Here is a 22,930-nt window from a genome sequence, read left to right on the forward strand (position 1 = left end):
ACGCCGGACTACGCCGCGATCGGCGCCTGCGGTGGCGAGGACGGGCTGTTGCCGTTGTCGTCCGGATGATCGTCGTCGTTGCCCGCCTCGTCGCGCCAGCGCCAGTCGGCCAGGGTCAGCGGATCCAGCCCATAGGCGATGCGCGCCTTGTCGCACTGCGGGCTGGCCTTGCCGTACTCCCACGATGCGTCCACCTCGCGGCACACGCTGGGCCGGTTGGGGTGGATGGTGCAGCGCGAATACACGCCGATCTGCGCATCCAGCGCCACGCAGCGCACCGGCTTGGAATGGGTGCCGCGCATGCACAGGCGGTGCGGGTCCAGCACCTCGGTCAGCTGGTGCGGTACGCCGCCGGGGGTGACCTCGTCCGATTCCATCCAGTGGAAGGCCACGCGGTATTGGGTGCAGCAGGCGCCGCAGGTCATGCAGGGATGTTGCATGGGCAAGCCGCCTCGGGCGGCAGTCGGAATCGGGAACGAGGCAGCGGATTTTCCACGAAGCGGGCCGCCGCGCAAGAAATTCCGTAAGCGGCGACAATGAACGGATGAACCGACCCTGCAATATTGCCGCCCGCCTGCCTGAACTGGCGCGCGAACGGCCTGACCAGATCGCCATCCGCTGCCCTGGCCGCCGTGGCGCCGGCAACGGCATGGCCGCCTACGACGTGACCCTGGATTACCGCCAGCTGGACGCCCGCAGCGATGCCATGGCGGCCGGCCTGGCCGGCTACGGGATCGGCCGTGGGGTGCGCACGGTGGTGATGGTGCGGCCGTCGCCGGAGTTCTTCCTGCTGATGTTTGCCCTGTTCAAGCTGGGCGCGGTGCCGGTGCTGGTCGACCCGGGCATTGACCGGCGCGCGCTGAAGCAGTGCCTGGACGAGGCGCAGCCGGAGGCCTTCATCGGCATTCCGCTGGCGCATGTGGCGCGGCTGGTGCTGCGCTGGGCACCGTCGGCGACCCGCCTGGTGACCGTCGGCCGCCGCCTCGGCTGGGGCGGGACCACGCTGGCCGCGCTGGAGCGCGCCGGTGCCAACGGTGGGCCGATGCTGGCCGCCACTGACGGCGAGGACATGGCCGCGATCCTGTTCACCAGCGGCTCCACCGGCGTGCCCAAGGGCGTGGTCTACCGCCATCGCCACTTCGTCGGCCAGATCCAGCTGCTGGGCAACGCCTTCGGCATGGAAGCGGGCGGGGTGGACCTGCCGACCTTCCCGCCATTCGCGCTGTTTGATCCTGCGCTGGGCCTGACCTCGGTGATCCCGGACATGGACCCGACCCGGCCAGCGCAGGCCGATCCGGCGCGCCTGCACGACGCCATCCAGCGTTTCGGCGTGACCCAACTGTTCGGCTCACCGGCGCTGATGCGAGTGCTGGCGAAGCATGGCCGGCCACTGCCGACGGTGACCCGGGTGACCTCGGCGGGCGCGCCGGTGCCGCCGGACGTGGTCGCCACCATCCGCAGCCTGCTGCCGGCCGACGCGCAGTTCTGGACGCCGTATGGCGCCACCGAGTGCCTGCCGGTGGCCGTGGTCGAAGGCCGTGAACTGGAGCGTACCCGTGCCGCCACCGAAGCCGGTGCCGGCACCTGCGTGGGCAGCGTGGTGGCGCCGAACGAGGTCCGCATCATCGCCATCGATGACGCACCGTTGCCGGACTGGTCGCAGGCACGCGTGCTGGCCACCGGCGAGGTGGGCGAGATCACCGTGGCCGGTCCGACCGCCACCGACAGCTACTTCAACCGCCCGCAGGCCACCGCTGCAGCGAAGATTGCCGAGACGCTGGCCGACGGCAGCGCCCGCATCGTCCATCGCATGGGCGACGTGGGTTATTTCGATGCGCAGGGCCGCCTGTGGTTCTGCGGACGCAAGACGCAGCGCGTGGAGACCGCGCGCGGACCGCTGTACACCGAACAGGTCGAGCCGGTGTTCAACACCGTCGCGGGCGTGGCGCGCACCGCGCTGGTGGGCGTCGGCGTGGCCGGTGCGCAGGTGCCGGTGCTGTGCGTGGAACTGTTGCGCGGCCACTCCGACAGCCCGGCACTGCAGGAAGCGCTGCGCGCAAAGGCCGCTGCACGGGTGCCCGAGGCCGGCCTGCAGCGCTTCCTGGTGCATCCATCATTCCCCGTCGATATCCGTCACAACGCCAAGATCGGCCGCGAGAAGCTCGCCGTCTGGGCCAGCACCGAACTGGAGAAGCGCGCATGAAGATCCTGGTCACCGGCGGTGGCGGTTTCCTGGGCCAGGCGCTGTGCCGTGGGCTGGTCGAGCGCGGCCACCAGGTGCTGGCGTTCAACCGCAGCCATTACCCGCCGCTGCAGGCGCTGGGCGTGGGCCAGATCCGCGGGGATCTGGCCGATGCGCAGGCGGTACTGCATGCGGTGGCCGGCGTCGATGCGGTATTCCACAACGGTGCCAAGGCCGGCGCGTGGGGCAGCTATGACAGCTACCACCAGGCCAACGTGGTCGGCACCGACAACGTGATCGCCGCCTGTCGCGCGCATGGCATCGGCAAGCTGGTCTACACCTCCACGCCCAGCGTGACCCACCGCGCCACCCACCCGGTGGAAGGCCTCGGCGCTGACGAGGTGCCGTACGGCGAAGACTTCCAGGCGCCCTATGCGGCGACCAAGGCGATTGCCGAACAGCGTGTGCTGGCCGCCAACGACGCCACGCTGGCCACGGTGGCGTTGCGCCCGCGCCTGATCTGGGGCCCGGGCGACCAGCAGCTGGTGCCGCGCCTGGCCGAGCGCGCGCGGCAGGGCCGCCTGCGCCTGGTTGGCGATGGCAACAACAAGGTCGATACCACCTACATCGACAACGCTGCGCTGGCGCACTTCCTGGCCTTCGAGGCATTGGCACCGGGCGCGGCCTGCGCGGGCAAGGCGTACTTCATCTCCAACGGCGAACCGCTGCCGATGCGCGAACTGGTCAACAAGCTGCTGGCGGCCGTGGGTGCGCCGACCGTGGACAAGGCGATCAGCTTCAAGACCGCCTACCGCATCGGCGCGATCTGCGAGCGCCTGTGGCCGCTGCTGCGCCTGCGTGGCGAACCGCCGCTGACCCGCTTCCTGGCCGAGCAGCTGTGCACGCCGCACTGGTACAGCATGGAACCGGCACGCCGCGATTTCGGCTATGTGCCGCAGGTCAGCATCGAAGAAGGGCTGCGCAGGCTGAAGGCTTCATCTGCCGCATAGATCGCCGTCACTGGTTGCACACCGCCAGACCGGGAGGATGGACCCACGCCATCCAACGGCCCGGACATCTGCGAGGAGCGCCATGCTGCATTACGCCGTCATTTTCTTTGTCATCGCCATCATTGCCGCCGTGCTCGGTTTCTCCGGCATCGCCGGTGCAGCCAGCAACATCGCCTGGATCCTGTTCGTGGTGTTCCTGATCCTTGCGGTGATCTCGATGTTCCGCAAGCGCGGGTAGAGCCTGCAGGGCGTGCCGGTCACCGACCGGCACGCCGCTTTCCGGTGGGTGCCGACCGTTGGTCGGCACGCCTCCTGTAGAGTCGAGCTTGCTCGACTACCGCAAAAGCAGTCGAGCATGGCTCGACTCTACAGAAGCGGCTTCCCGGGTTACACCAGCGCCTTGTCAGCCGCATGGCGCTCCAGCGCCAGTTCGATCAACCGCGTGATCAGCGCGGTGTAGCCCAGCCCGCTGGCGCCCCACAGTTTCGGGTACATGCTGATGCGGGTGAAGCCGGGCAGGGTATTGATCTCGTTGATGACGATCTTGCCCTCGGCGGTGAGGAACACATCCACCCGTGCCATGCCTGCACACTCCAGCGCCTGGTACGCCTGCAGCGCGATCTGCTGGATGCGTGCCTGGGTATCGGCATCGATATCGGCCGGCACCACCACCTCGGCACCGTCGGCGTTGATGTACTTGGTGTCGTAGGCATAGAACTCATCGTGCAGCACCACTTCACCGCACACGCTGGCCTGTGGCTGCGCGTTGCCCAGCACGGCGCACTCGATCTCTCGGCCGACCACGGCCGATTCCACCAGTACCTTGTGGTCATGGCGCAGCGCCAGTTCCAGTGCGGCAGCAAAGTCGTGCGCGTCCTTCACCTTGCTCACGCCTACCGACGAGCCCTGGTTGGCTGGCTTCACGAACAGCGGCAGCCCCAGCTGCGCGATCAGCGCCGCCACGTCCACCTGCGCGGCCTGATGGCGGCGCAGGCATACCCAGGGCGCCACCGCCAGGCCGGCATCGCGCAGCAGGCGCTTGGCCACGTCCTTGTCCATGGCCGCCGCCGAGCCCAGTACCGATGACCCGACGAAGGGCAGGCCGGCCATGCGCAGCAGCCCCTGCAACGCACCGTCCTCGCCCAGCGGCCCGTGCACGATCGGCAGCACCACATCGATCTGGCCGAGCGCGGTGGACGCCTGCACCGGTTGCAGCGGCGCTTGCCCGGCCCCCGGCTGCAGCGCCAGCGTGGTGCCGGAAGGACGCAGCGCAATGCGTGCCGGATCATCGGCATTGAGCAGGAAGGTGTCTGGCTGGCTCAGGTGCCACTGGCCCTGCTTGTCGATGCCGATCAGCACCGGCTCGAAGCGCTCGCGGTCGAGCGCGTCGAGGATGTTCTTGGCCGACTGCAGTGAAACTTCGTGCTCGGAGGAGGTGCCCCCGAAGATGATGCCGACCCGGGTCCGTGCCATGGGGAAAGCGATGTCCTGTGCGTTGCGTGGCCTCATAGCATGAACCTTCATCGGCCCTTCGCGTGAGGCACAGATGAATCATCAGCAGGGGGCGGATCCCGTTGCCCAGCAACGGGACCCACCCCGCCACCCCACGGAATACCCGCTGTTGCTGTTGGTTTTGGTGTTGAGGTTGCCGGCCAGCGGCCGGCACTACCGCGGTTGCCGGGTGGCAGCCCGGCCCAAGCCCCTCACCCACGCAGGTAGAATGTGCACATGGCTCTTTCCCTGCTCAAGTCCCTCAAGCCGGCCGCCGGCCGTGCGCTGCAGATCGCCCTGAACCGCGCGCTGGCGCTGGATCCGGATACCCGTCTTGCGCTGACCGGTCTCGATGGCCGGCATATCGACCTGACCCTGGAGGCACCCTCGCTGGCGATGCGCATCAGCGTCGAGGGCGATCAGCTGCGGGTGGGCCCGGTGGACGCGCAGGAAGCCGATCTGGCTGTGCGCAGCAGCCTGGCCGGCGTGCTGGCGCAGCTGCCGCTGTTGGCCAACGCACGGCGTGCCGACAGCCAGGGCAAGGGCCGCGTACGCGTGGCCGGCGACGCCGAGCTGGCGCGGCGCCTGCAGCAGCTGGCCAAGGGTTTTGATCCGGACTGGCAGCAGCCGTTCGTGAGCGTGTTCGGCGAGGTGCTGGGCGTACAGGTGGCCAACACTCTGCGCAGCGCCCTGCAGCACGCGCGCCAGGGGGCGATCGATCTGGCCCACAGTGCCGCTGAATTCATCACCGAGGAATCGCGCGACGTGGTGCCGCGCGCCGAACTGGAGGCCTTCCACGATGACGTGGATGTGCTGCGCGATGATGTCGAGCGCCTCGGCGCGCGCGTGCAGCGCCTGCGGGGTGCCGCATGAAGGCGCTGTTGCGGGCCAGCCGTATCGGCCGGGTGATCCTGCGTTACCGCCTCGACGATCTGCTGCAGGGCACGCCGGCCGAACGCTGGCTGCGCCTGGCCAAGCCGTTCGTGCCGCGCGCTTCGGCCGACATCGCCGCACAGTCGCGTGGCGCACGCCTGCGCCTGGCGCTGCAGGACCTGGGCCCGATCTTCGTCAAGTTCGGCCAGATCCTGTCCACCCGTCGCGATCTGGTGCCACCGGATGTAGCCAACGAACTGACCCTGCTGCAGGACCGGGTCAAGCCGTTCGACGGCGATACCGCGCGCCGCATCGTGGAAGAAGCGCTGGGCCTGCCGGTCAGCGAGGCCTTCGCCAGCTTCGACACCGAACCGCTGGCCTCGGCCTCGATCGCGCAGGTGCATGCCGCCACCCTGGCCGATGGCCGCCAGGTGGTGGTCAAGGTGCTGCGCCCGGGCATCGAGAAGCAGATCGATGCCGACATCGCCCTGCTCAATTCGCTGGCCACGCTGGTCGAGCGCACCCATCCGCGTGCCGACAAGATCCGCCCGCGCGAAGTAGTGGCCGAAGTGGAAAACACCCTGGCTGCCGAGCTGGACCTGCAGCGCGAAGGCGCCAATGCCAGCGTGCTGCGCCGCTTCTGGGAAAACAGCGACGACCTGTACGTGCCGGAAGTGATCTGGAGCCACACCGCCGAGCGCGCGTTGACTCTGGAACGCGTGTGGGGCATTCCCTCCGATGACATCGCCGCGCTGGACCAGGCCGGCATCGACCGCAAGGCGTTGGCCGCCAAGGGCGTGCGGGTGTTCTACACCCAGGTGTTCCGCGACAACTTCTTCCACGCCGATGCGCACGCCGGCAACATCTGGGTCGATACCGATCCGGCACGCCGCGCCAACCCGCGTTTCATCGCGCTGGACTTCGGCATCATGGGCCAGCTTTCGCAGGAAGATCAGTACTACCTGGCCGAGAATTTCATGGCCATCTTCAATCGCGATTACCGCCGCATCGCCGAGCTGCACGTGCAGGCACGCTGGATGCCCGACCACGTGCGCATCGATGATCTGGAAGCGGCGGTGCGCTCGGTGTGCGAGCCGTACTTCACCCGCCCGCTGTCGCAGATCTCGCTGGCCGAAGTGCTGATGAAGCTGTTCCGCGTGGCCCAGCGCTACCAGCTGACGTTGCAGCCGCAGCTGATCCTGCTGCAGAAAACCCTGCTGAACATCGAAGGTGTCGGCCGCCAGCTGGACCCGCAGATCGACATCTGGGCGGTGGCCAAGCCGGTGCTGGCCAGGATCCTGCGCGAGCGCTACAGCCCGCGCCGGGTGGTGCGCGAGATCGGCAAGCGGCTGCCGGAGATCATGACCCACGCGCCGGACATGCCGCGCCTGGTACACGCCTGGCTGACCCAGCAGGTGGAGGGCCGACACGAACTGGCGATGCGCTCGCGCGATCTGGTCGCGCTCGATGCCAGCGTGCAGCGCCTGCAGAAGCGTGCGGTCGGCGCGATCACCGGGGTCGGCCTGCTGGCCATCGCCGCGCTGATGTACGTGTTGCAGCCGCCGGGCTGGTACTGGGGTGACCTGCCGATGTGGAGCTGGCTGTCCGGTGCGATCGGCGCGGTGGCGCTGGCGCGCGCCTGGTGGAAGTAGACGCCATGCTGCAGGCGCTCAAGGATGAGCTGGCGCGCTTTGGCGCCGACAATGACGCGCGCGAGACCGAGCGCGGTCGGCGCATGCTCAACATCACGCCCGATACCGGTGAATTCCTGTCGGTGCTGGTGCGCTTCGGCAACGCACGTCGGGTACTGGAAATCGGCACCTCCAACGGCTATTCCACGTTGTGGCTCGCCGAGGCCGCCGCTGCCGTCGATGGCCATGTGACCACACTGGAGTTCGCCGAGGACAAGGCGGCGATGGCGCGTGCCACGTTCGCACGCAGCGGCCTGGAGCAGCGCATCACCCTGGTCCACGGTGATGCCGGTTGCTGGCTGGCGCAGGCGGCCGAGGCCAGCATCGATCTGCTGTTCCTCGATTCGGACCGCGAACAGTACGCCGGCTGGTGGCCGCAGCTGCGCCGCGTGCTGCGGCCCGGTGGGCTGCTGGTGGTGGACAACGCCACCTCGCATGCAGCACAGATGGAACCGCTGCGGGCGCTGCTGGTAGGCGATGAGCGCTTCAGCACCAGCCTGGTGCCGGTGGGCAACGGCGAACTGCTGGCCGTGCGCAACGCCTGATTGCCGCGCCGCCCCCCTGATTCGGTAGTGCCGGCCGCTGGCCGGCAACCGCAGCAGTCAGGCGACCGGGAGGCAGCCGGCCAGCGGCCGGCTCTACCCCATTCAGTGCCCAGCCCCGATAATCCTGCGGTGAGTACTGATACCGAAACCACCCCCGAAACCGCGCCCCTGCAACTGCTGCACCTGGATGAACGCCTGGCCGTGGTCAACAAGCCGGCCGGGCTGATGGTTCACGACAGCAAGCTGGCCCGTGGCGAAGACGACTTCCTGGCCGACCGCCTGCGCGAGCAGCTGGGCCGCCCGATCTTCCTCGTGCATCGCCTGGATCGGGCCACCAGTGGCTGCCTGCTGCTGGCCTTCGACCGTGACACCGCCAGCACGCTGGGCAAGGCGCTGATGGGCGGCGACGTGCTGAAGGACTACCTGACGGTGTGCCGCGGCTGGCCGGCCGAGCTGTCCTGGCAGGTCGATCACGATCTGGACGGTGGGCCGGGCAAGCCGGTGAAGAAGCCGGCGATCACCGACTTCCAGCGCCTGGCCACCGGCGAGCTGTCGGTGCCGATCGGCGAATTCAGCAGTTCGCGTTATGCGTTGCTGCGCTGCCAGCCGCAGACCGGACGCTTCCGGCAGATCCGGCGGCACCTCAAGCACCTGTCGCACCACATGATCGGCGACACCAGCCACGGCGATGGCCGCCACAACCGCATCTTCCGCATGCAGGGTGTGCACCGCATGCTGCTGCACGCCGAGCGCCTGCGTTTTCCCCATCCAGAGGGCGGCGGCGTGGATGTGCGTGCACCGCTGGACCGCGAGTTCCAGAAGGCGCTGGACCTGTTCGGCTGGAGCCAGGACCTGTAGACGGTAGTGCCGGCCGCTGGCCGGCATCCGCCCGATTCCGGTTGTCCCGGAATTGCCGGCCAGCGGCCGGCACTACCTCATTTCTTTTCCGGCTCGTTGACGATCGTTTCCAGGTCCTTCTGCAGGTCCACGAACAGTGGCTGCATGCGTGCCTGGATGGCCACCATCACGTTCTGCATCAGCGCCGGGGTCTTGTCCAGCAGGCTCTGGCCGGCCGAACTCTCGTAGAACTCGGCCATCGCCAGCACGTCTTCCTTGCTGAAGGTCTTCTTGTACAGGTCCACGTACATCGGCCGCAGCTGCTGCCACGACAGGGCCTGGCGCAGGGTCTGGCTGGTGCGGGCCTGGATCCGCTTGAGCTGTTCCTGCTGCTGCGCGTTGAGCTGGCGCTGCGCGGCCACCTGCTGGAACTGCTGCTGCTGCATCGCCTCGATCTGCGGCAGCATGGTGTCGATCATGCTCTGCGCGCGCGAGGCCGACAGCAGGCGGTTGATGTCGCCGTCGGTCGGCGGCGCGGCCAGGGCCGGGGTGCTGGCCACGGCCAGCGCCAGCAACAGGGCGGTACGGCGCAGCAGGGACGGCAGGGCGGGTGCGAAGCGGGTCATGCGAAGCTTCCTGCGGTACATGGGATGGCCAGCATACCCGCAGCCAAGGCGAAGGCGGCGTGTTCGGTGCCTGATCGGCGGCATACGGTGCGCGATGTCGCACTCCGGTGCGTGGCTGCCGCTACAATGCGCGGATGGGCAGTGGACCGGTCACCATCAACGCGCAGCTTGAAATCCCCGACGGCGAGATCGTCGAGCGGTTCGTGCGCGCCAGTGGCGCCGGTGGCCAGAACGTCAACAAGGTGTCCACCGCGGTGGAACTGCGTTTCGATGTGGCCAACTCGCCCTCGTTGCCCGACCCGTTGCGCGAGCGCCTGCTGGCGCGACGTGACCGGCGGGTGACCGGCGAAGGCGTGCTGGTCATCGATGCGCAACGTTTCCGGACCCAGGATCGCAATCGCGAGGATGCGCGCGAGCGGCTGGCGGCCTTCATCCAGGCCGGGCTGAGCGTGCCCAAACCGCGCAAGGCCACCAAGCCGACCCTCGGGTCGAAACTGCGTCGTCTGGACGCCAAACGCGGGCGCGCGCAGATCAAGCGCGGGCGCTCATCACGTGACTGGGAGTGATTGCTTGAACAAGCCGACTTCGTTGCTGCCGGCCGTGCCGCCGCAGATGCCGCAGGTCAAACCCAACGCCTTCCTGCGCTGGCTGGCGCGCTGCACCCTGCGCATGGGCGGCTGGAAGGTGACCGGCACCCTGCCTGACATCCCCCGGCTGGTGTTCATCATCGCGCCGCATTCGTCCAACTGGGACGGCCTGTGGGGCATGGCCGCCAAGATCGCGCTGGGCATGAAGGTGAAGGTGCTGGGCAAGGCCTCGCTGTTCTGGTGGCCGCTGGGCCCGCTGCTGCACAGGCTGGGCGTGATCCCGCTGGACCGCAGCTCGCCGCAGGGCACGGTGGGCCAGGCGGTGGACCTGCTGCGCAACAACGAGAAGATGTGGTTCGCCATCACCCCCGAGGGCACCCGCAAGGCGGTGAAGGACTGGAAGGCCGGCTTCCTGAAGATCGCCCGGATGGCCGACGTGCCGATCCTGGCCGCCTATTTCCACTACCCGGAAAAGACCATCGGCATCGGCCCGCTGTTCACGCCCAGCGGCGATGATGCCGCCGACATGGCCGCCATCCGCGAGTTCTACCGGCCGTGGATGGGCAAGACCCGCGGCACGGTCTGAGCCGCCTGCGGGCTGCCGCCTAGACGCCACGTCCGGCACATGCCGGGCGTGCGCGACAGGAGTAGGGTGGAGGGCTGGTATCCCGTACCGTCTGCCCAAGGAGCGTTCCACATGTCGCGTACCGTAGTCCTGGCCGCCGCCATCAGCCTGGCGCTGGCGGCCTGTTCCGGCAAGGAGTCCACCCCCGTGTCCGATGCACAGAAGACCCCGGCCCAGCAGCCGGCCGAAGCGTCCACCAATCCGCTGCTGAGCGCCAGCACGCTGCCGTTCCAGGCGCCGCAGTTCGACAAGATCAAGGACAGCGACTACCTGCCGGCGTTCGAAGAAGGCATGCGCCAGCACCTGGCCGACGTGCGCAAGATCGCCGACAGCAGCGAACCGGCCACCTTCGACAACACCATCGTGGCGATGGAGCGCAGCGGCGAGACCCTGACCCGCGTGTCGCGCATCTTCTTCGGCCTGGTCCAGGCCGATACCAACGACGCGCGCCAGAAGATCCAGGAAGAGGTGGCGCCGAAGCTGGCCGCGCACCAGGACGAGATCAACCTCGACCCGAAGCTGTTCGCGCGCGTGAAGTCGATCTATGACCAGCGCGACACGCTGGAACTGGACCCGGTGCAGAAGCGCCTGGTCGAGCATTACTACGACGGCCTGGTGCGTGCGGGTGCGCAGCTGTCCGACGCCGACAAGGCCTCGCTGCGCAAGCTCAATGTGGAAGAGACCACCCTCTCCACCCAGTTCCACACCCGCCTGGTGGCGGCCACCGCCGCTGCGGCCGTGGTTGTCGACGACAAGGCCAAGCTGGCCGGGCTGGACGAAGGCGCGATCAACAACGCGGCGGCCGCCGCCAAGGACCGCAAGCTGGACGGCAAGTTCCTGCTGCCGCTGCAGAACACCACCCAGCAGCCGGTGCTCGGTTCGCTGAGCGACCGCGACCAGCGCGCTGCCGTGCTGAAGGCTTCGGAAACCCGCGCCGAGCGCGGCGATGCCAACGACACCCGGCAGACCGTACAGCGCCTGGCCCAGCTGCGTGCGCAGAAGGCCAAGCTGCTGGGCTTTGACACTTTCGCCGACTACCAGCTGGGCGACCAGATGGCCAAGACCCCGGCCGCTGCGCTGAAGCTGCTGACCGACACCGTGCCGGCCGCCACCGCCAAGGCGCGTGCCGAAGCCGGCGAGATCCAGAAGGTGATCGACGCGCAGAAGGGCGGCTTCCAGGTTGCTGCCTCGGACTGGGACTTCTACGCCGAACAGGTGCGCAAGGCCAAGTACGATCTGGACGAATCGCAGATCAAGCCGTACTTCGAACTGGACAACGTGCTGCAGAACGGCGTTTTCTACGCCGCCACCCAGCTGTACGGCATCACCTTCAAGCCGCGCACCGACATTCCGACCTACAACCCGGACATGAAGGTGTACGAAGTGTTCGACAAGGACGGCACCTCGCTGGCGCTGTTCTACACCGACTACTTCAAGCGTGACAGCAAGTCCGGCGGCGCCTGGATGGACGTGTTCGTTGAACAGGACGGCCTGACCGGTGCCAAGCCGGTGGTCTACAACGTCTGCAACTTCACCAAGCCGGCCGCCGGCCAGCCCGCGCTGATCAGCTTCGACGACGTCACCACGATGTTCCATGAGTTCGGCCATGCACTGCACGGCATGTTCTCCAACGTGAAGTACCCGTCGATCGCCGGCACCGCCACCTCGCGCGACTTCGTCGAGTTCCCGTCGCAGTTCAACGAGCACTGGGCGCTGGATCCGAAGGTGTTTGCCAACTACGCCAAGCACTACAAGACCGGCGAGGCGATGCCGCAGGAACTGGTCGACAAGATCCTCAAGGCGCGCAGCTTCAACCAGGGCTATGCGACCACCGAGTACCTGTCGGCCGCACTGCTGGACCTGGCCTGGCACACGCAGAAGGCCGATGCGCCGCTGCAGGATGTCGGCGCCTTTGAGGCCAGCGCGCTGAAGAAGTTCAAGGTCGACCTGCCGCAGGTGCCGCCGCGTTACCGCACCACCTACTTCGACCACATCTGGGGTGGCGGTTACTCGGCCGGTTACTACGCCTACTTCTGGGCCGAAGTGCTCGACCATGACGCCTACCAGTGGTTCACCGAACACGGTGGCCTGACCGCCGCCAACGGCCAGGAATTCCGCGACAAGATCCTCTCGCGCGGCAACAGCGTGGAGCTGTCGACCCTGTACCGCGATTTCCGTGGCAAGGACCCGTCGGTGGAACCGCTGCTGAAGTTCCGCGGCCTGAAGTAAGAAACGGAAAACGGCGGGGGCAACCCCGCCGTTTTCCCTTGTGTAGCGTCGAGCTTGCTCGACGTTTTTTGTAGAGCCGAGCCATGCTCGGCTGCCTTTCCCGCCTCTGTAGAGCCGAGCCATGCTCGGCTGCCTTTCCCGCCTCTGTAGAGCCGAGCCATGCTCGGCTGCCTTTCCAGGAAAACCAGTCGAGCATGGCTCGACTCTACAGAAGCGCGTCACGTGCCCACGTGCACGCGATTGGCCTGCTCGGCCAGCCCCAAGTGGTCGAGCGCGATATCCAGCGCCAGCACATAGCTCTGCGCACCATACCCAGCCGCAATGCCCAGGCGCTGGCCGACACCGGCCGGCAGGCACGGCTCGGCCACCGCACCGTCGTCATGCACTTCCACATAGGCGTTGTGCAGGTACGGCAGCAGGCGCTGCAAGCGCAGGCTGTTGGCACACGCACCCGGATCGAGCAGGGTCACTTCGCCGCGGCTGTGATCGGCCACGCGCAGCGCATCCAGCAGTTCCTGTTCCGAACCGCAGGCACGGATCGCCACGCTGGTGCCGGCGTCGATCGCACGATGCACCAGCGATTTCAGTACCGGTGCCGGCAGCGGCATGGCCGTGCGGATCAGCGCGCCGGCGGCTTCCGGGCCACGGATGATGAAGATCGACATGGCTCAGCCCTCCTGCGCCAGGCGGCGGCCGACAATGGCCAGCGACAGCGGATAACCGGCCTGCTGGCTGCGCTGGTCGATCACCACCGCGGCCGGGCCGTGCTGCAGATGCAGGCGTGCATCCAGGCCACGCTCGCTCGGGGCCTGCAACTCGATGTACTGCGCCGGCAGCCGTTCCAGCGCCGCCTGCAGTGCGCCACCTTCGGCCTGCCACTGCGCTTCGTCGGCCACGCCGACATCCAGCAGCACCCAGTCGGCCGAGCGCGCCTGCGGCTGGCACAGGCATTGGCGCACTTCGGACAGGCTGGCGCAGTCGCTGCACAGCACGCGGTGGCCGGACAGCTGCGCCGGCAGCTGCGGGCGCGGTGCCGACGCAGACGCGTGGCGGATCACCAGGAGGGTCATACAACACCTTGCGGAATGCGCCCTGCGGCGCGGTAGGCACACGATGCGCGCGGCCGCCGTAAAGGTGCGATGCCCGGAGCCGGCCCCGCGCGTAAATCCTGCGTAACCCTTCCTGTAGAGCCGAGCCCACGCTCGGCGTGCACTTTGTAGCGTCGAGCTTGCTCGACTGAGGCGCAGGGCGGTCGAGCAAGCTCGACGCTACGAAGATGCCGGCGCGGGAACCTCTGCGGCCCGACTGTGGTCTGATGCAGCTACCACCCACCCGGAGCCTGACATGGATGCTGTTGCCCGCCCTCCCTTTTCCGAACGCGCGCTGGCCTGGCTGAAGAAGGAGGCGCTGCCGCTGCTGGTGATGCTTGGCCTGCTCGCCGCCGCGCGCGATACCCTGGCCAACCACTACGTGGTGCCGAGCGGTTCGATGCAGCCGACCCTGCAGCCCGGCGACCGGGTGGTGGTGGACATGCGCGCCTATGGTCTGCGCCTGCCGTTCACCGGCAAGGAACTGCTGGCCACCGGCACCCCGCAACGCGGCGAAGTGGCGGTGTTCGACTCGCCGGCCGACGGCACCCGCCTGATCAAGCGCATTGCCGCGGTGGCCGGTGACCACGTGCAGATGCGCGAGGGCCACCTGAGCATCAATGGCCAGCCGTTGCAGATGGCCGACCTGCAGGACGTGGAAGCCTTCGGCCAGCGTCGCGCCCGCCTCGACCTGGACATGGGCGGTGGCCCGGACATCGCCGATCTGGTGGTGCCGGCCGGCAAGCTGCTGGTGCTCGGCGACCACCGGGGCAACAGCTTCGATGGCCGCTTCTTCGGGTTTGTCGACGCCGACAAGGTCTATGGCCGCGCGGTGGCGGTGTACTACCGCCGTGGCGACGGCTTCGAGTGGCAGCGCCTGTAAGCTGAATTGATACTTTCCATGTATCAATCATGATCCAACAGGTTATGGATCGACTGGATGGACGGGCCTAGTCTGGGCCCGTTCCTCTCCACCCGGCCGCCCCCACCGGCCCATCGATCCCATGACTGGCGAAACCGCGGCGGCCGTTGAAGGCCGTCCTTCCACTCTCGATACCGGCACTGACACCCGCATCCAGCAGGGCACGCCGGCCTTCCGCCGCACTGCGCTGGCGCTGTTCCTGGCCGGCTTTTCCACCTTCGGCCTGCTGTACACGGTGCAGCCGCTGCTGCCCGAGTTCAGCCGCCACTTCGGCGTGTCCGCCGCCGGCAGCGCGATGTCGCTGTCGCTGACCACCGGCACGCTGGCGGTGGCGATGCTGCTGGCCGGCCTGCTGTCCGACGCGGTCGGCCGCCGCCCGTTGATGATCGCCGCCTTGCTGGCCTCGGCCGTGCTGTCGCTGTGCACCGCGCTGGTGGATGACTGGACCACGCTGCTGGTGCTGCGCACCCTGCTGGGGCTGGCGCTGAGTGGCGTGCCGGCGGTGGCGATGACCTACCTGGTCGAGGAAATGGACAGCCGCGCGCTGGGCCTGGCGATGGGCCTGTACATCGGCGGCAATGCCATCGGCGGCATGAGCGGGCGTCTGCTGGCCGGCATCATCGCCGACCACTGGGGCTGGCGCTGGGGCATCGGCGTCGTCTCGATCATCGCCATCGCCAGCACCGTGCTGCTGTGGCTGCAGCTGCCGCCGTCGCGGCATTTCCAGGCCCGGCGCGGTGGCCTGCGCCACCTCCCGTCGCGTTGGCGTACGTTGTTTGCCGATCCCGGCCTGCCGTGGCTGTTCGCCACCTCGTTCGTGTTGATGGGCGTGTTCGTCACCCTCTACAACTACCTCGGTTACCACCTGCTGGCGCCGCCGTATCACCTCAGCCAGACCGTGGTCGGGTTGATCTTCAGCGTGTATCTGGTGGGTACCTTCAGTTCGGCGTGGATGGGCCAGCAGGCCACGCGCTACGGCCGTGGCCGCATCCTGTCGATCTCCTTCGCGCTGATCGGTGCCGGCATCGCGCTGCTGGCGATGCCGTGGCTGGGCACGATGGCGCTGGGCATCGCGCTGGTGACGTTCGGCTTCTTCGGTGGCCATTCGGTGGCCAGCAGCTGGGTGGGGGCGCGTGCCGGTGCGATGCGCGCCGAAGCCTCGGCGCTGTACCTGTTCGCCTATTACCTGGGGTCGAGCGTACTGGGCGGCGTGGGTGGCCTGGCCTATGCGGCCTGGGACTGGCGCGGCGTGTGCGCGTTCGCCGCCGTGCTGACCCTGGCCGGTGGCGGCATCGTGTGGGCGTTGCAGCAGCGCGCCCCGCAGCCGGTGGCGGCGCGGTAGTGCCGGCCGCTGGCCGGCATGCCGACCCATGTGGGGTTGCCGGCCAGCGGCCGGCACTACCGGTTCACCCCTCGGCAAACGCGCCGCGCAACAACCCGGCGAAATTGCGGATCAACGGCGTCACCCGTTCGCGATGCCAGGCCAGCTGCACTTCCGAATGCGCACCGGCATCGGCCAGCGCTACGAAGCGCGCGCCTTCCACGCGGATGTGATCGCACGAGGAGGGCAGGATGGCCGCGCCCAGCCCGGCGGCGGCCAGGCTGATCAGGGTCGAGGCTTCGCCCGCTTCCTGCACGATGCGCGGGGTGAATCCTGCCGCCGTGCACAGCGCGATCATATGGTCGTGGATGCCGGCGCCGGCACTGCGACGGAATGCCACGAACGGCTCCTGCGCGAAATCGTGCAGCGACAGCGTGCCCTGTTTCGAGAGCCGATGCAGGGCGGGGTGGCCGGCATGCACGATCATCGCCAGTGGATCGACGAACAGGCTGTGCGCCACCAGTTCCGGCGGCAGCGCGCGTTTGCGGATGATGCCGACGTCCAGCGTGCCGTCGAGCAGCGCATCGATCTGCTGGAGCGTGTTCATCTCGCTCAGCTGCAACCGCACCTGCGGGTATTGCTGGCGGTAATGCAGGATCGAGCGCGGAATCTGCGGCGACAGCGGCGTGGCCCGGGTCAGCCCGATGTGCAGCTCGCCCTGCTCGCCGCGCTGCGCGCGCTGCACCTCGTCCACCGCCGCTTCCACCTGCTGCACGATCGCGCGCGCGCGTTCCTGCAGCAGCTCGCCGGCGGCGGTCAGCTGCACGCGGCGATGGCTGCGCACGAACAGGCGCGCGCCGATCAGTTCTTCCAGCTGCCGTATCTGCTGGCTGAGCGGCGGCTGCGACATGCCCAGCCGCTCGGCCGCCTGGCCGAAGTGCAGCGTGTCGGCAACGGCGAGGAAGTAGCGCAGATGGCGGAGTTCGATGGACATGGGGCCAGTCTATTCATCGCCAGCGGGAAATGAATCAGAGATGGGGTCAGAGCCCGTTGCGCAGCAACGGGATCCGACCCCGTGCCGACCAACGGTCGGCACCCACCAACAGCAGCGACCAACTGTCAGAGGCGGGGCGGTGTGGGTGGGCAGGACCGTTGGCGCCATGGATGGCGCCATCGAGCCCCCATGGATGGGTTTACGGCGTGTCCTGCCTACCCACACCGTCCCGCCATCCCACGGAATGCACGCTTTTGACGTTGACGTTGACGTTGACGTTGATTCGGCAGGTGCAGGGCGGCAGCCCTGCCCAACAACCCCCTCACCGTTCCGAATGCCCGCTCTGGTCGTAATCGCGCGGGCTGAACAGCTCTGGCTGGATCAGCTCGATGAACGCTCGCGCCTGCGCCGACAACGCCTTGCCACGTCGCACGATCACGCCATAGCTGCGCTCGGGGAACCAGCGCTTCATCGAGCGCGCCGCCAGCCGCTCGTGGTCGGCCTCGTTCAGGCACAACGCCGGCACGATGGAGATACCCATGCCCATCGCCACGTACTGCTTGATCACCTCCCAGCCGCCAACCTCCAGCGCCACGGTGTAGGCGATGCGGTGGCGCTGGAAGACCTGGTCGACCAGGCGGTAGGTGATCTGCCGCTTCGGTGGCAGCACCAGCGGATAGCGCGCGATGTCAGCCAGCTCCAGCTCACCCCCGCTGGCCAGCGGATGATCGTGCGGGGCGATCAGCACCTGCTCGAAACGGTAGGCCGGGGCATAGCTGAGATCGGCCGGCACATCGGTCATCGAACCAATGGCCAGGTCGGCGGCGTCCTCGCGCAGCAGGTCGGTGCCGTCGGCGCTGATGGCGTTGTGCAGGGTCAGGCGCACGTCCGGATGGTGCAGGCGGAAGCGTTCGACGATCTTCGGCAGCAGGTACAGGATGGTGGAACTGTTGGCGGCAATGTTCAGCTCGCCCGCGTCCAGGCCGCGCACCTTGTCGCGGAAGCGTGCCTCCAGTCCATCCAGGTTCTCCACCAGCGGCTGCGCCATTTCGTACAGCAGCTGGCCCTCGCGGCTGGGCACCAGGCGCCGCCCGCTGCGTTCGAACAGCGGCACGCCCAGCTCCCGTTCCAGTGCCTGCAACTGCAGGCTGATGGCGGGCTGGCTGACGAACAGCGCCTCAGCTGCCCGTGAGACCGAGCCCAGACGCACCGTCTGGCAGAACGCGCGCAGCGGCTTCAGCCGGTCGGATTTGTAGGAAAAACGCGGACTTGGCGAGGAGCGCGTGGTCATGGTGTCACAAGTATTAGCACAATTTATGTAGAACATTGCAAAAACTGTTTTGCCAAATACTCGGCCCCGACGGCACCGTGGAGACGTTCCCCCACCGCTGGAGTCGCCCCATGTCCGCCGTCGCTTCCGCTGTTCCCACCCCCGCCAGCAAGGCCACCCCCGGTATCGCCCTGGCGACCCGCGTGGCCGGCCAGGACACCGTGCTGCCGGCGCCGCTGCTGGCCCTGCTGGTGTCGCTGCACCGCGCGGTGGAACCGGGCCGGCAGGCACGGCTGCAGGCCCGGCGCGAGCGCCAGGCATTCTTCGACCAGGGCGGCCTGCCGGATTTCCGCGAAGACACCGCCGCCATCCGCAGTGGCGACTGGACCGTCGCGCCGCTGCCGGGCGCGCTGCAGGACCGTCGCGTCGAGATCACCGGCCCGACCGACCCGAAGATGGTCATCAACGCGCTGAACTCGGGCGCCAAGGTGTTCATGGCCGACTTCGAGGATTCGACCTCGCCGACCTGGCGCAACCTGCTGGCCGGGCAGCAGTCGCTGGCGGCGGCGGTGCGCGGTGATCTGGAATTCACTGCGCCGGCCGCCAATGGCAAGCCGGGCAAGCACTACCGCCTGCGCCCCTACGACGAACAGGCGGTGCTGATCGTGCGCCCGCGTGGCTGGCACCTGGACGAGAAGCATGTGGCCATCGATGGCCAGCCGCTGGCCGGCGGCCTGTTCGATGCGGCCGTGTTCGCCTTCCACAACGCCCGCACGCTGCAGGCCAAGGACCGCGGCCCGTACTTCTACCTGCCCAAGCTGCAGAGCATGGAAGAGGCCGCGCTGTGGGAGACCGCGCTGTCGCACATCGAAGGCATGCTCGGCCTGCCGCACGGCCAGATCAAGGTGACGGTGCTGATCGAAACGCTGCCGGCGGTGTTCGAGATGGACGAGATCCTGTACGCGCTGCGTGATCGCATCGTCGGCCTGAACTGCGGGCGTTGGGATTACATCTTCTCCTACCTGAAGACCTTCCGCCGCCACGCCGACCGCGTGCTGCCCGAGCGCGGCCAGGTGACCATGACCCAGCCGTTCCTGAAGGCCTATTCGGAACTGCTGATCCAGACCTGCCACCGCCGTGGTGCGCATGCGATGGGCGGCATGGCCGCGCAGATCCCGATCAACAACGATGCGGCCGCCAACGAACAGGCGATGGCCCGCGTGCGCGCCGACAAGCTGCGCGAAGTCACCGCCGGCCATGACGGCACCTGGGTCGCGCACCCGGCGCTGATTCCGGTGGCGATGGCGATCTTCGACGAACACATGCCCACCGCGAACCAGCACAACGTGCTGCGCCAGGATGTGCGCGTCGGCCGCGATGAGCTGATCGCACGGCCGCCGGGCAGCATCACCCGCGCCGGTTTCGAGGGCAATGTGGAAGTCTGCGTGCGCTATCTGGCGGCGTGGCTGGATGGCAACGGTTGCGTGCCGATCCATCACCTGATGGAGGACGCGGCCACCGCCGAGATCAGCCGCAGCCAGCTGTGGCAGTGGCTGCACACGCCGGGCCAGCAGCTCGACGATGGCACCGCGATCGACCTGGCCCTGCTCGACGCCACGCTGGCGCAGCTGCCGGCACGGCTGGGCGATACCGCCGCGCTGCCGGGTGGCGCCCGCATCGGTGAGGCCATCGCCCTGCTGGGCGAACTGAGCCGCAGCAACGAACTGACCGATTTCCTGACCCTGCCGGCCTACGCGCGCATCGACTGACTGCCGCCCGCGTCTACCGCCGTTTCCCTCCCCGCTGCACGCACGAACCGAACTGGAGAAAGACATGAGCAAGCTGCCCACTGCCGAACAGATCCAGCACGACTGGGATACCAACCCGCGCTGGGAAGGCATCCAGCGCAACTACAGCGCCGCCGACGTGGTGCGCCTGCGCGGCACTGTGCACATCGAGCATTCGCTGGCCCGCCTGGGTGCAGAGAAGCTGTGGGCGTCGCTGCACGAGCGCGAGTTCGTCAACGCGCTGGGTGCGTTGACCGGCAACCAGGCCATGCAGCAGGTCAAGGCCGGGCTGAAGGCGATCTACCTGTCCGGCTGGCAGGTGGCGGCCGATGCCAACCTGGCCGGGCAGATGTACCCGGACCAGTCGCTGTACCCGGCCGATTCGGTGCCGGCGGTGGTCAAGCGCATCAACAACACCCTGCTGCGTGCCGACCAGCTGCATCACGCTGAAGGCAAGGATGACATCGACTTCCTGCAGCCGATCGTGGCCGATGCCGAAGCCGGTTTCGGCGGCGTGCTCAATGCGTTCGAACTGATGAAGGCGATGATCGAGGCCGGTGCGGCAGGCGTGCACTTCGAAGACCAGCTGGCCTCGGTGAAGAAGTGCGGCCACATGGGCGGCAAGGTGCTGGTGCCGACCCGTGAGGCGATCGAGAAGCTCAACGCCGCGCGCCTGGCTGCCGACGTGCTGGGCGTGCCGACCCTGCTGGTGGCGCGTACCGATGCCGAGGCGGCGGATCTGCTGACCAGCGACATCGACGGCAACGACAAGCCCTTCGCCACCGGCGAGCGCACCGTGGAAGGCTTCTACAAGACCCGCAACGGCCTGGACCAGGCGATCAGCCGTGGCCTGGCCTATGCGCCCTACGCCGATCTGGTGTGGTGCGAGACCGGCAAGCCGGACCTGGAATTCGCACGCAAGTTCGCCGAGGCGATCCATGCGAAGTTCCCGGGCAAGCTGCTGGCCTACAACTGCTCGCCCAGCTTCAACTGGAAGAAGAACCTGGACGACGCCACCATCGCCAAGTTCCAGCGCGAACTGGGCAGCTACGGCTACAAGTTCCAGTTCATCACCCTGGCCGGTTTCCACGCGCTGAACTACGGCATGTTCAACCTGGCCCACGGCTATGCGCGCCGCCAGATGAGCGCGTTCGTGGAACTGCAGGAAGCCGAGTTCGAAGCGGCCGAGCGTGGCTTCACCGCGGTCAAGCACCAGCGCGAAGTGGGCACCGGCTACTTCGACGCGGTCACCCAGGCGATCCAGCAGGGACAGTCGTCCACCACCGCATTGACCGGTTCGACCGAAGAAGAGCAGTTCCACGGCGGGCGCAGCGAACGCGCCGCGTGATCGGTAACCGCTGATGCGCTGGGCAATGGATCTGACTGGGTAGTGCCGGTCGCTGGCCGGCAACCAGGTGGACTCCGGGAACATCGACGGGTTGCCGGCCAGCGGCCGGCACTACCGGGTCTGATCAGGGTGGCCAGGGAAGGGCCAGACAACGCCGGCCGGTCGGGGGACCTGCCGGCGTTGTTGTATCCAGGCAACGGCGCGCGCGGCGCAACGCGTCAATCGGGCGCACCCGCGCGATCGCAACTTGGCCGAAACCCTGTGAAATCCGCCATCGGCTTGATCCAGCAGGGGTTTTGCGCGGACAGGCGTGACCAGAACGGGCCACGCGGGATCTTCACATCACGAACGTGCGGCCAGAGACTCAAAATGAGATAGGGCGCACACTTTAAAGCGGTGCTATGCTCCGCGGCTCACCAGGGGACGCTGGCGGCGGGTGCAGGGAATGACCGGCAGGGGTGCGGCCGAGAACAGTGATGTGACGACAGGTATCGCCCGCGTGGCGATGGCCGAGATCGTGCATGCGCTGCTGTCCGATGCCGAGGTTGCATTGTTCGCCAGATTCGCCCGCCCATGCAAGCTTCATGCCGGACAGTGGTTGTTCCAGCGTGGACACCGTGGCGAGCGCATGTATGTGATCCTCCAGGGCCAGATCGAACTGGACTTCGGCGAGGACCTGGTGATCAAGACGCTTGGCCAGCACGAGTTCTTCGGTGAGCTGGGCCTGCTGGTCGGCGATCACCTGCGCAGCGCCAGTGCGCGCGCGCTGGACGACTGCGAAGTGCTGGAGCTGGGCCCGAGCGATTTCCATCGGCTGGTCGAATCCGATCCCGGCCTGGTGGCCTACTTCCTGCGCCGCACGATCATGCGCGTGCTGACCAACGAACAGGCCCTGATCAGCCAGCTGCGGCGGCGCAACCACGACCTGGAAACCGCGCTGGACAACCTGTACATCACCACCCACCAGCTCACCCACACCCGCGAGCTGGTGCGCACGGACGAGCTGACCGGGCTGCACAACCGCCGCGGCCTGACCCTGTACCTGCAGGAGTGCCGCGCCCACGCCGATGGCCCGCCGCAGGCGCTGCTGCTGATCGACTGCGACCGCTTCAAGCAGATCAACGACCGCCACGGCCATCAGGCCGGCGACCGCGTGCTGCAGAGCATGGGCAACATCCTGCGTTCGATGGCCGGTGAGCAGGACCTGGCGTGCCGGCTCGGCGGCGATGAGTTCTGCCTGATCCTGCGCCGTGGCAACCACGAGATCGTGCAGCACGCCGCCGAGTTCATTCTCAGCGCGGTGCACGGCCTGCTCGAACGCAGCCATGGCACGCCGCACGTAAGCCTGGTCAGCATCGGTGCCAGCCTGCTGGTGGCCGAGGCGGACTGGAGCGAGTGGTACGCCAGCGCCGACCGCGCGCTGTACCAGGCCAAGCGCGATGGCGGCAATTGCCTGCGCTGGGGCGATGGCCCCGACAACGGATCATGAGCGGCAGAGGTGGCA

The 22,930-nt window shown here is 67.8% G+C and carries 22 protein-coding genes; 15 read left to right on the forward strand and 7 right to left on the reverse strand.

The annotated features are described in order from the left end of the window. Positions 1 to 8: 8 nt before the first annotated feature. Positions 9 to 440, reverse strand: a complete 432-nt coding sequence (locus tag C9412_RS09820) for a YkgJ family cysteine cluster protein (protein WP_046985344.1) — start codon at positions 438 to 440, stop codon at positions 9 to 11. Between the two features lie 104 nt (positions 441 to 544). On the opposite strand from C9412_RS09820, the gene oleC reads away from it, so the two are divergent. The 3 genes from oleC to C9412_RS09835 all read left to right on the forward strand — a co-directional run bounded on the left by oleC (position 545) and on the right by C9412_RS09835 (position 3,430). Beyond that, on the forward strand, positions 545 to 2,203 hold the full coding sequence (gene oleC / locus C9412_RS09825) for an olefin beta-lactone synthetase (protein ID WP_107231438.1): 1,659 nt from the start codon (positions 545 to 547) through the stop codon (positions 2,201 to 2,203). Next, positions 2,200 to 3,192 (forward strand): 2-alkyl-3-oxoalkanoate reductase, encoded by a 993-nt coding sequence (gene oleD, locus C9412_RS09830; RefSeq protein WP_107231439.1) that lies wholly within the window; start codon positions 2,200 to 2,202, stop codon positions 3,190 to 3,192. The genes oleC and oleD overlap by 4 nt, the downstream gene beginning before the upstream one ends. A gap of 82 nt (positions 3,193 to 3,274) precedes the next feature. Further along, positions 3,275 to 3,430: a DUF1328 domain-containing protein gene (locus C9412_RS09835; RefSeq protein WP_107231440.1), complete on the forward strand. Its 156-nt coding sequence runs from the start codon at positions 3,275 to 3,277 to the stop codon at positions 3,428 to 3,430. Positions 3,431 to 3,579: 149 nt separating this feature from the next. Here C9412_RS09835 and ddlA read toward each other — a convergent pair whose 3' ends face one another. Beyond that, positions 3,580 to 4,665: a D-alanine--D-alanine ligase gene (gene ddlA, locus C9412_RS09840; protein WP_107231441.1), complete on the reverse strand. Its 1,086-nt coding sequence runs from the start codon at positions 4,663 to 4,665 to the stop codon at positions 3,580 to 3,582. 255 nt (positions 4,666 to 4,920) lie between these two features. On the opposite strand from ddlA, the gene C9412_RS09845 reads away from it, so the two are divergent. From C9412_RS09845 to C9412_RS09860, 4 genes are all read left to right on the forward strand, one after another. After that, positions 4,921 to 5,556 (forward strand): SCP2 sterol-binding domain-containing protein, encoded by a 636-nt coding sequence (locus C9412_RS09845; RefSeq protein WP_107231442.1) that lies wholly within the window; start codon positions 4,921 to 4,923, stop codon positions 5,554 to 5,556. After that, positions 5,553 to 7,208, forward strand: a complete 1,656-nt coding sequence (ubiB, locus tag C9412_RS09850; protein WP_107231443.1) for a ubiquinone biosynthesis regulatory protein kinase UbiB — start codon at positions 5,553 to 5,555, stop codon at positions 7,206 to 7,208. The genes C9412_RS09845 and ubiB overlap by 4 nt, the downstream gene beginning before the upstream one ends. A 5-nt stretch (positions 7,209 to 7,213) precedes the next feature. Beyond that, positions 7,214 to 7,792 (forward strand): O-methyltransferase, encoded by a 579-nt coding sequence (locus C9412_RS09855; protein WP_107231444.1) that lies wholly within the window; start codon positions 7,214 to 7,216, stop codon positions 7,790 to 7,792. A gap of 129 nt (positions 7,793 to 7,921) precedes the next feature. Beyond that, a complete protein-coding gene (locus tag C9412_RS09860; protein WP_258190124.1) occupies positions 7,922 to 8,650 on the forward strand; it encodes a pseudouridine synthase in 729 nt (242 codons plus the stop codon). A 77-nt stretch (positions 8,651 to 8,727) separates the two neighbouring features. On the opposite strand, the gene C9412_RS09865 is transcribed toward C9412_RS09860, so the two are convergent. Continuing rightward, positions 8,728 to 9,255, reverse strand: a complete 528-nt coding sequence (locus tag C9412_RS09865; protein WP_107231446.1) for a DUF2059 domain-containing protein — start codon at positions 9,253 to 9,255, stop codon at positions 8,728 to 8,730. A 134-nt stretch (positions 9,256 to 9,389) separates the two neighbouring features. Between C9412_RS09865 and arfB the strand changes: the two genes are divergently transcribed. From arfB to dcp, 3 genes are all read left to right on the forward strand, one after another. Further along, positions 9,390 to 9,821, forward strand: coding sequence for an alternative ribosome rescue aminoacyl-tRNA hydrolase ArfB (gene arfB / locus C9412_RS09870; RefSeq protein WP_107231447.1), 432 nt, complete (start codon positions 9,390 to 9,392; stop codon positions 9,819 to 9,821). Between the two features lie 4 nt (positions 9,822 to 9,825). Then, positions 9,826 to 10,428, forward strand: a complete 603-nt coding sequence (locus C9412_RS09875) for a lysophospholipid acyltransferase family protein (RefSeq protein WP_057496989.1) — start codon at positions 9,826 to 9,828, stop codon at positions 10,426 to 10,428. Positions 10,429 to 10,539: 111 nt separating this feature from the next. After that, positions 10,540 to 12,696, forward strand: coding sequence for a peptidyl-dipeptidase Dcp (gene dcp / locus C9412_RS09880; protein WP_107231448.1), 2,157 nt, complete (start codon positions 10,540 to 10,542; stop codon positions 12,694 to 12,696). A 218-nt stretch (positions 12,697 to 12,914) separates the two neighbouring features. Here the strand turns inward: dcp and C9412_RS09885 are convergent, their stop codons facing one another. Then, positions 12,915 to 13,361 (reverse strand): 3-dehydroquinate dehydratase, encoded by a 447-nt coding sequence (locus C9412_RS09885; protein ID WP_004153636.1) that lies wholly within the window; start codon positions 13,359 to 13,361, stop codon positions 12,915 to 12,917. A 3-nt stretch (positions 13,362 to 13,364) separates the two neighbouring features. Beyond that, on the reverse strand, positions 13,365 to 13,766 hold the full coding sequence (locus C9412_RS09890; RefSeq protein WP_107231449.1) for a hypothetical protein: 402 nt from the start codon (positions 13,764 to 13,766) through the stop codon (positions 13,365 to 13,367). A gap of 274 nt (positions 13,767 to 14,040) precedes the next feature. On the opposite strand from C9412_RS09890, the gene lepB reads away from it, so the two are divergent. Beyond that, complete coding sequence (gene lepB / locus C9412_RS09895) at positions 14,041 to 14,667, forward strand: signal peptidase I (RefSeq protein ID WP_107231450.1); 627 nt, start codon at positions 14,041 to 14,043, stop codon at positions 14,665 to 14,667. A gap of 121 nt (positions 14,668 to 14,788) precedes the next feature. Next, positions 14,789 to 16,048: an MFS transporter gene (locus C9412_RS09900; RefSeq protein ID WP_107231451.1), complete on the forward strand. Its 1,260-nt coding sequence runs from the start codon at positions 14,789 to 14,791 to the stop codon at positions 16,046 to 16,048. Between the two features lie 64 nt (positions 16,049 to 16,112). Here C9412_RS09900 and C9412_RS09905 read toward each other — a convergent pair whose 3' ends face one another. Both C9412_RS09905 and C9412_RS09910 read right to left on the reverse strand, forming a co-directional pair. Next, complete coding sequence (locus tag C9412_RS09905; RefSeq protein ID WP_107231452.1) at positions 16,113 to 17,021, reverse strand: LysR substrate-binding domain-containing protein; 909 nt, start codon at positions 17,019 to 17,021, stop codon at positions 16,113 to 16,115. A gap of 322 nt (positions 17,022 to 17,343) precedes the next feature. Continuing rightward, the gene (locus C9412_RS09910; RefSeq protein WP_107231453.1) at positions 17,344 to 18,312 is read right to left on the reverse strand and encodes a LysR family transcriptional regulator; all 969 of its coding nucleotides are present in this window, start codon (positions 18,310 to 18,312) and stop codon (positions 17,344 to 17,346) included. 110 nt (positions 18,313 to 18,422) lie between these two features. Here C9412_RS09910 and aceB point away from each other — a divergent pair, with 110 nt between their 5' ends. The 3 genes from aceB (at position 18,423) to C9412_RS09930 (ending at position 22,915) form a co-directional block, all read left to right on the forward strand. Next, complete coding sequence (aceB, locus tag C9412_RS09915) at positions 18,423 to 20,060, forward strand: malate synthase A (protein ID WP_107231454.1); 1,638 nt, start codon at positions 18,423 to 18,425, stop codon at positions 20,058 to 20,060. A 64-nt stretch (positions 20,061 to 20,124) separates the two neighbouring features. After that, the gene (gene aceA, locus C9412_RS09920; RefSeq protein ID WP_004153647.1) at positions 20,125 to 21,426 is read left to right on the forward strand and encodes an isocitrate lyase; all 1,302 of its coding nucleotides are present in this window, start codon (positions 20,125 to 20,127) and stop codon (positions 21,424 to 21,426) included. Positions 21,427 to 21,871: 445 nt separating this feature from the next. Further along, positions 21,872 to 22,915 (forward strand): GGDEF domain-containing protein, encoded by a 1,044-nt coding sequence (locus C9412_RS09930; protein WP_107231456.1) that lies wholly within the window; start codon positions 21,872 to 21,874, stop codon positions 22,913 to 22,915. Positions 22,916 to 22,930 lie beyond the last annotated feature (15 nt).

Source organism: Stenotrophomonas sp. Nf1, assembly GCF_003028475.1.
GTDB lineage: Bacteria > Pseudomonadota > Gammaproteobacteria > Xanthomonadales > Xanthomonadaceae > Stenotrophomonas.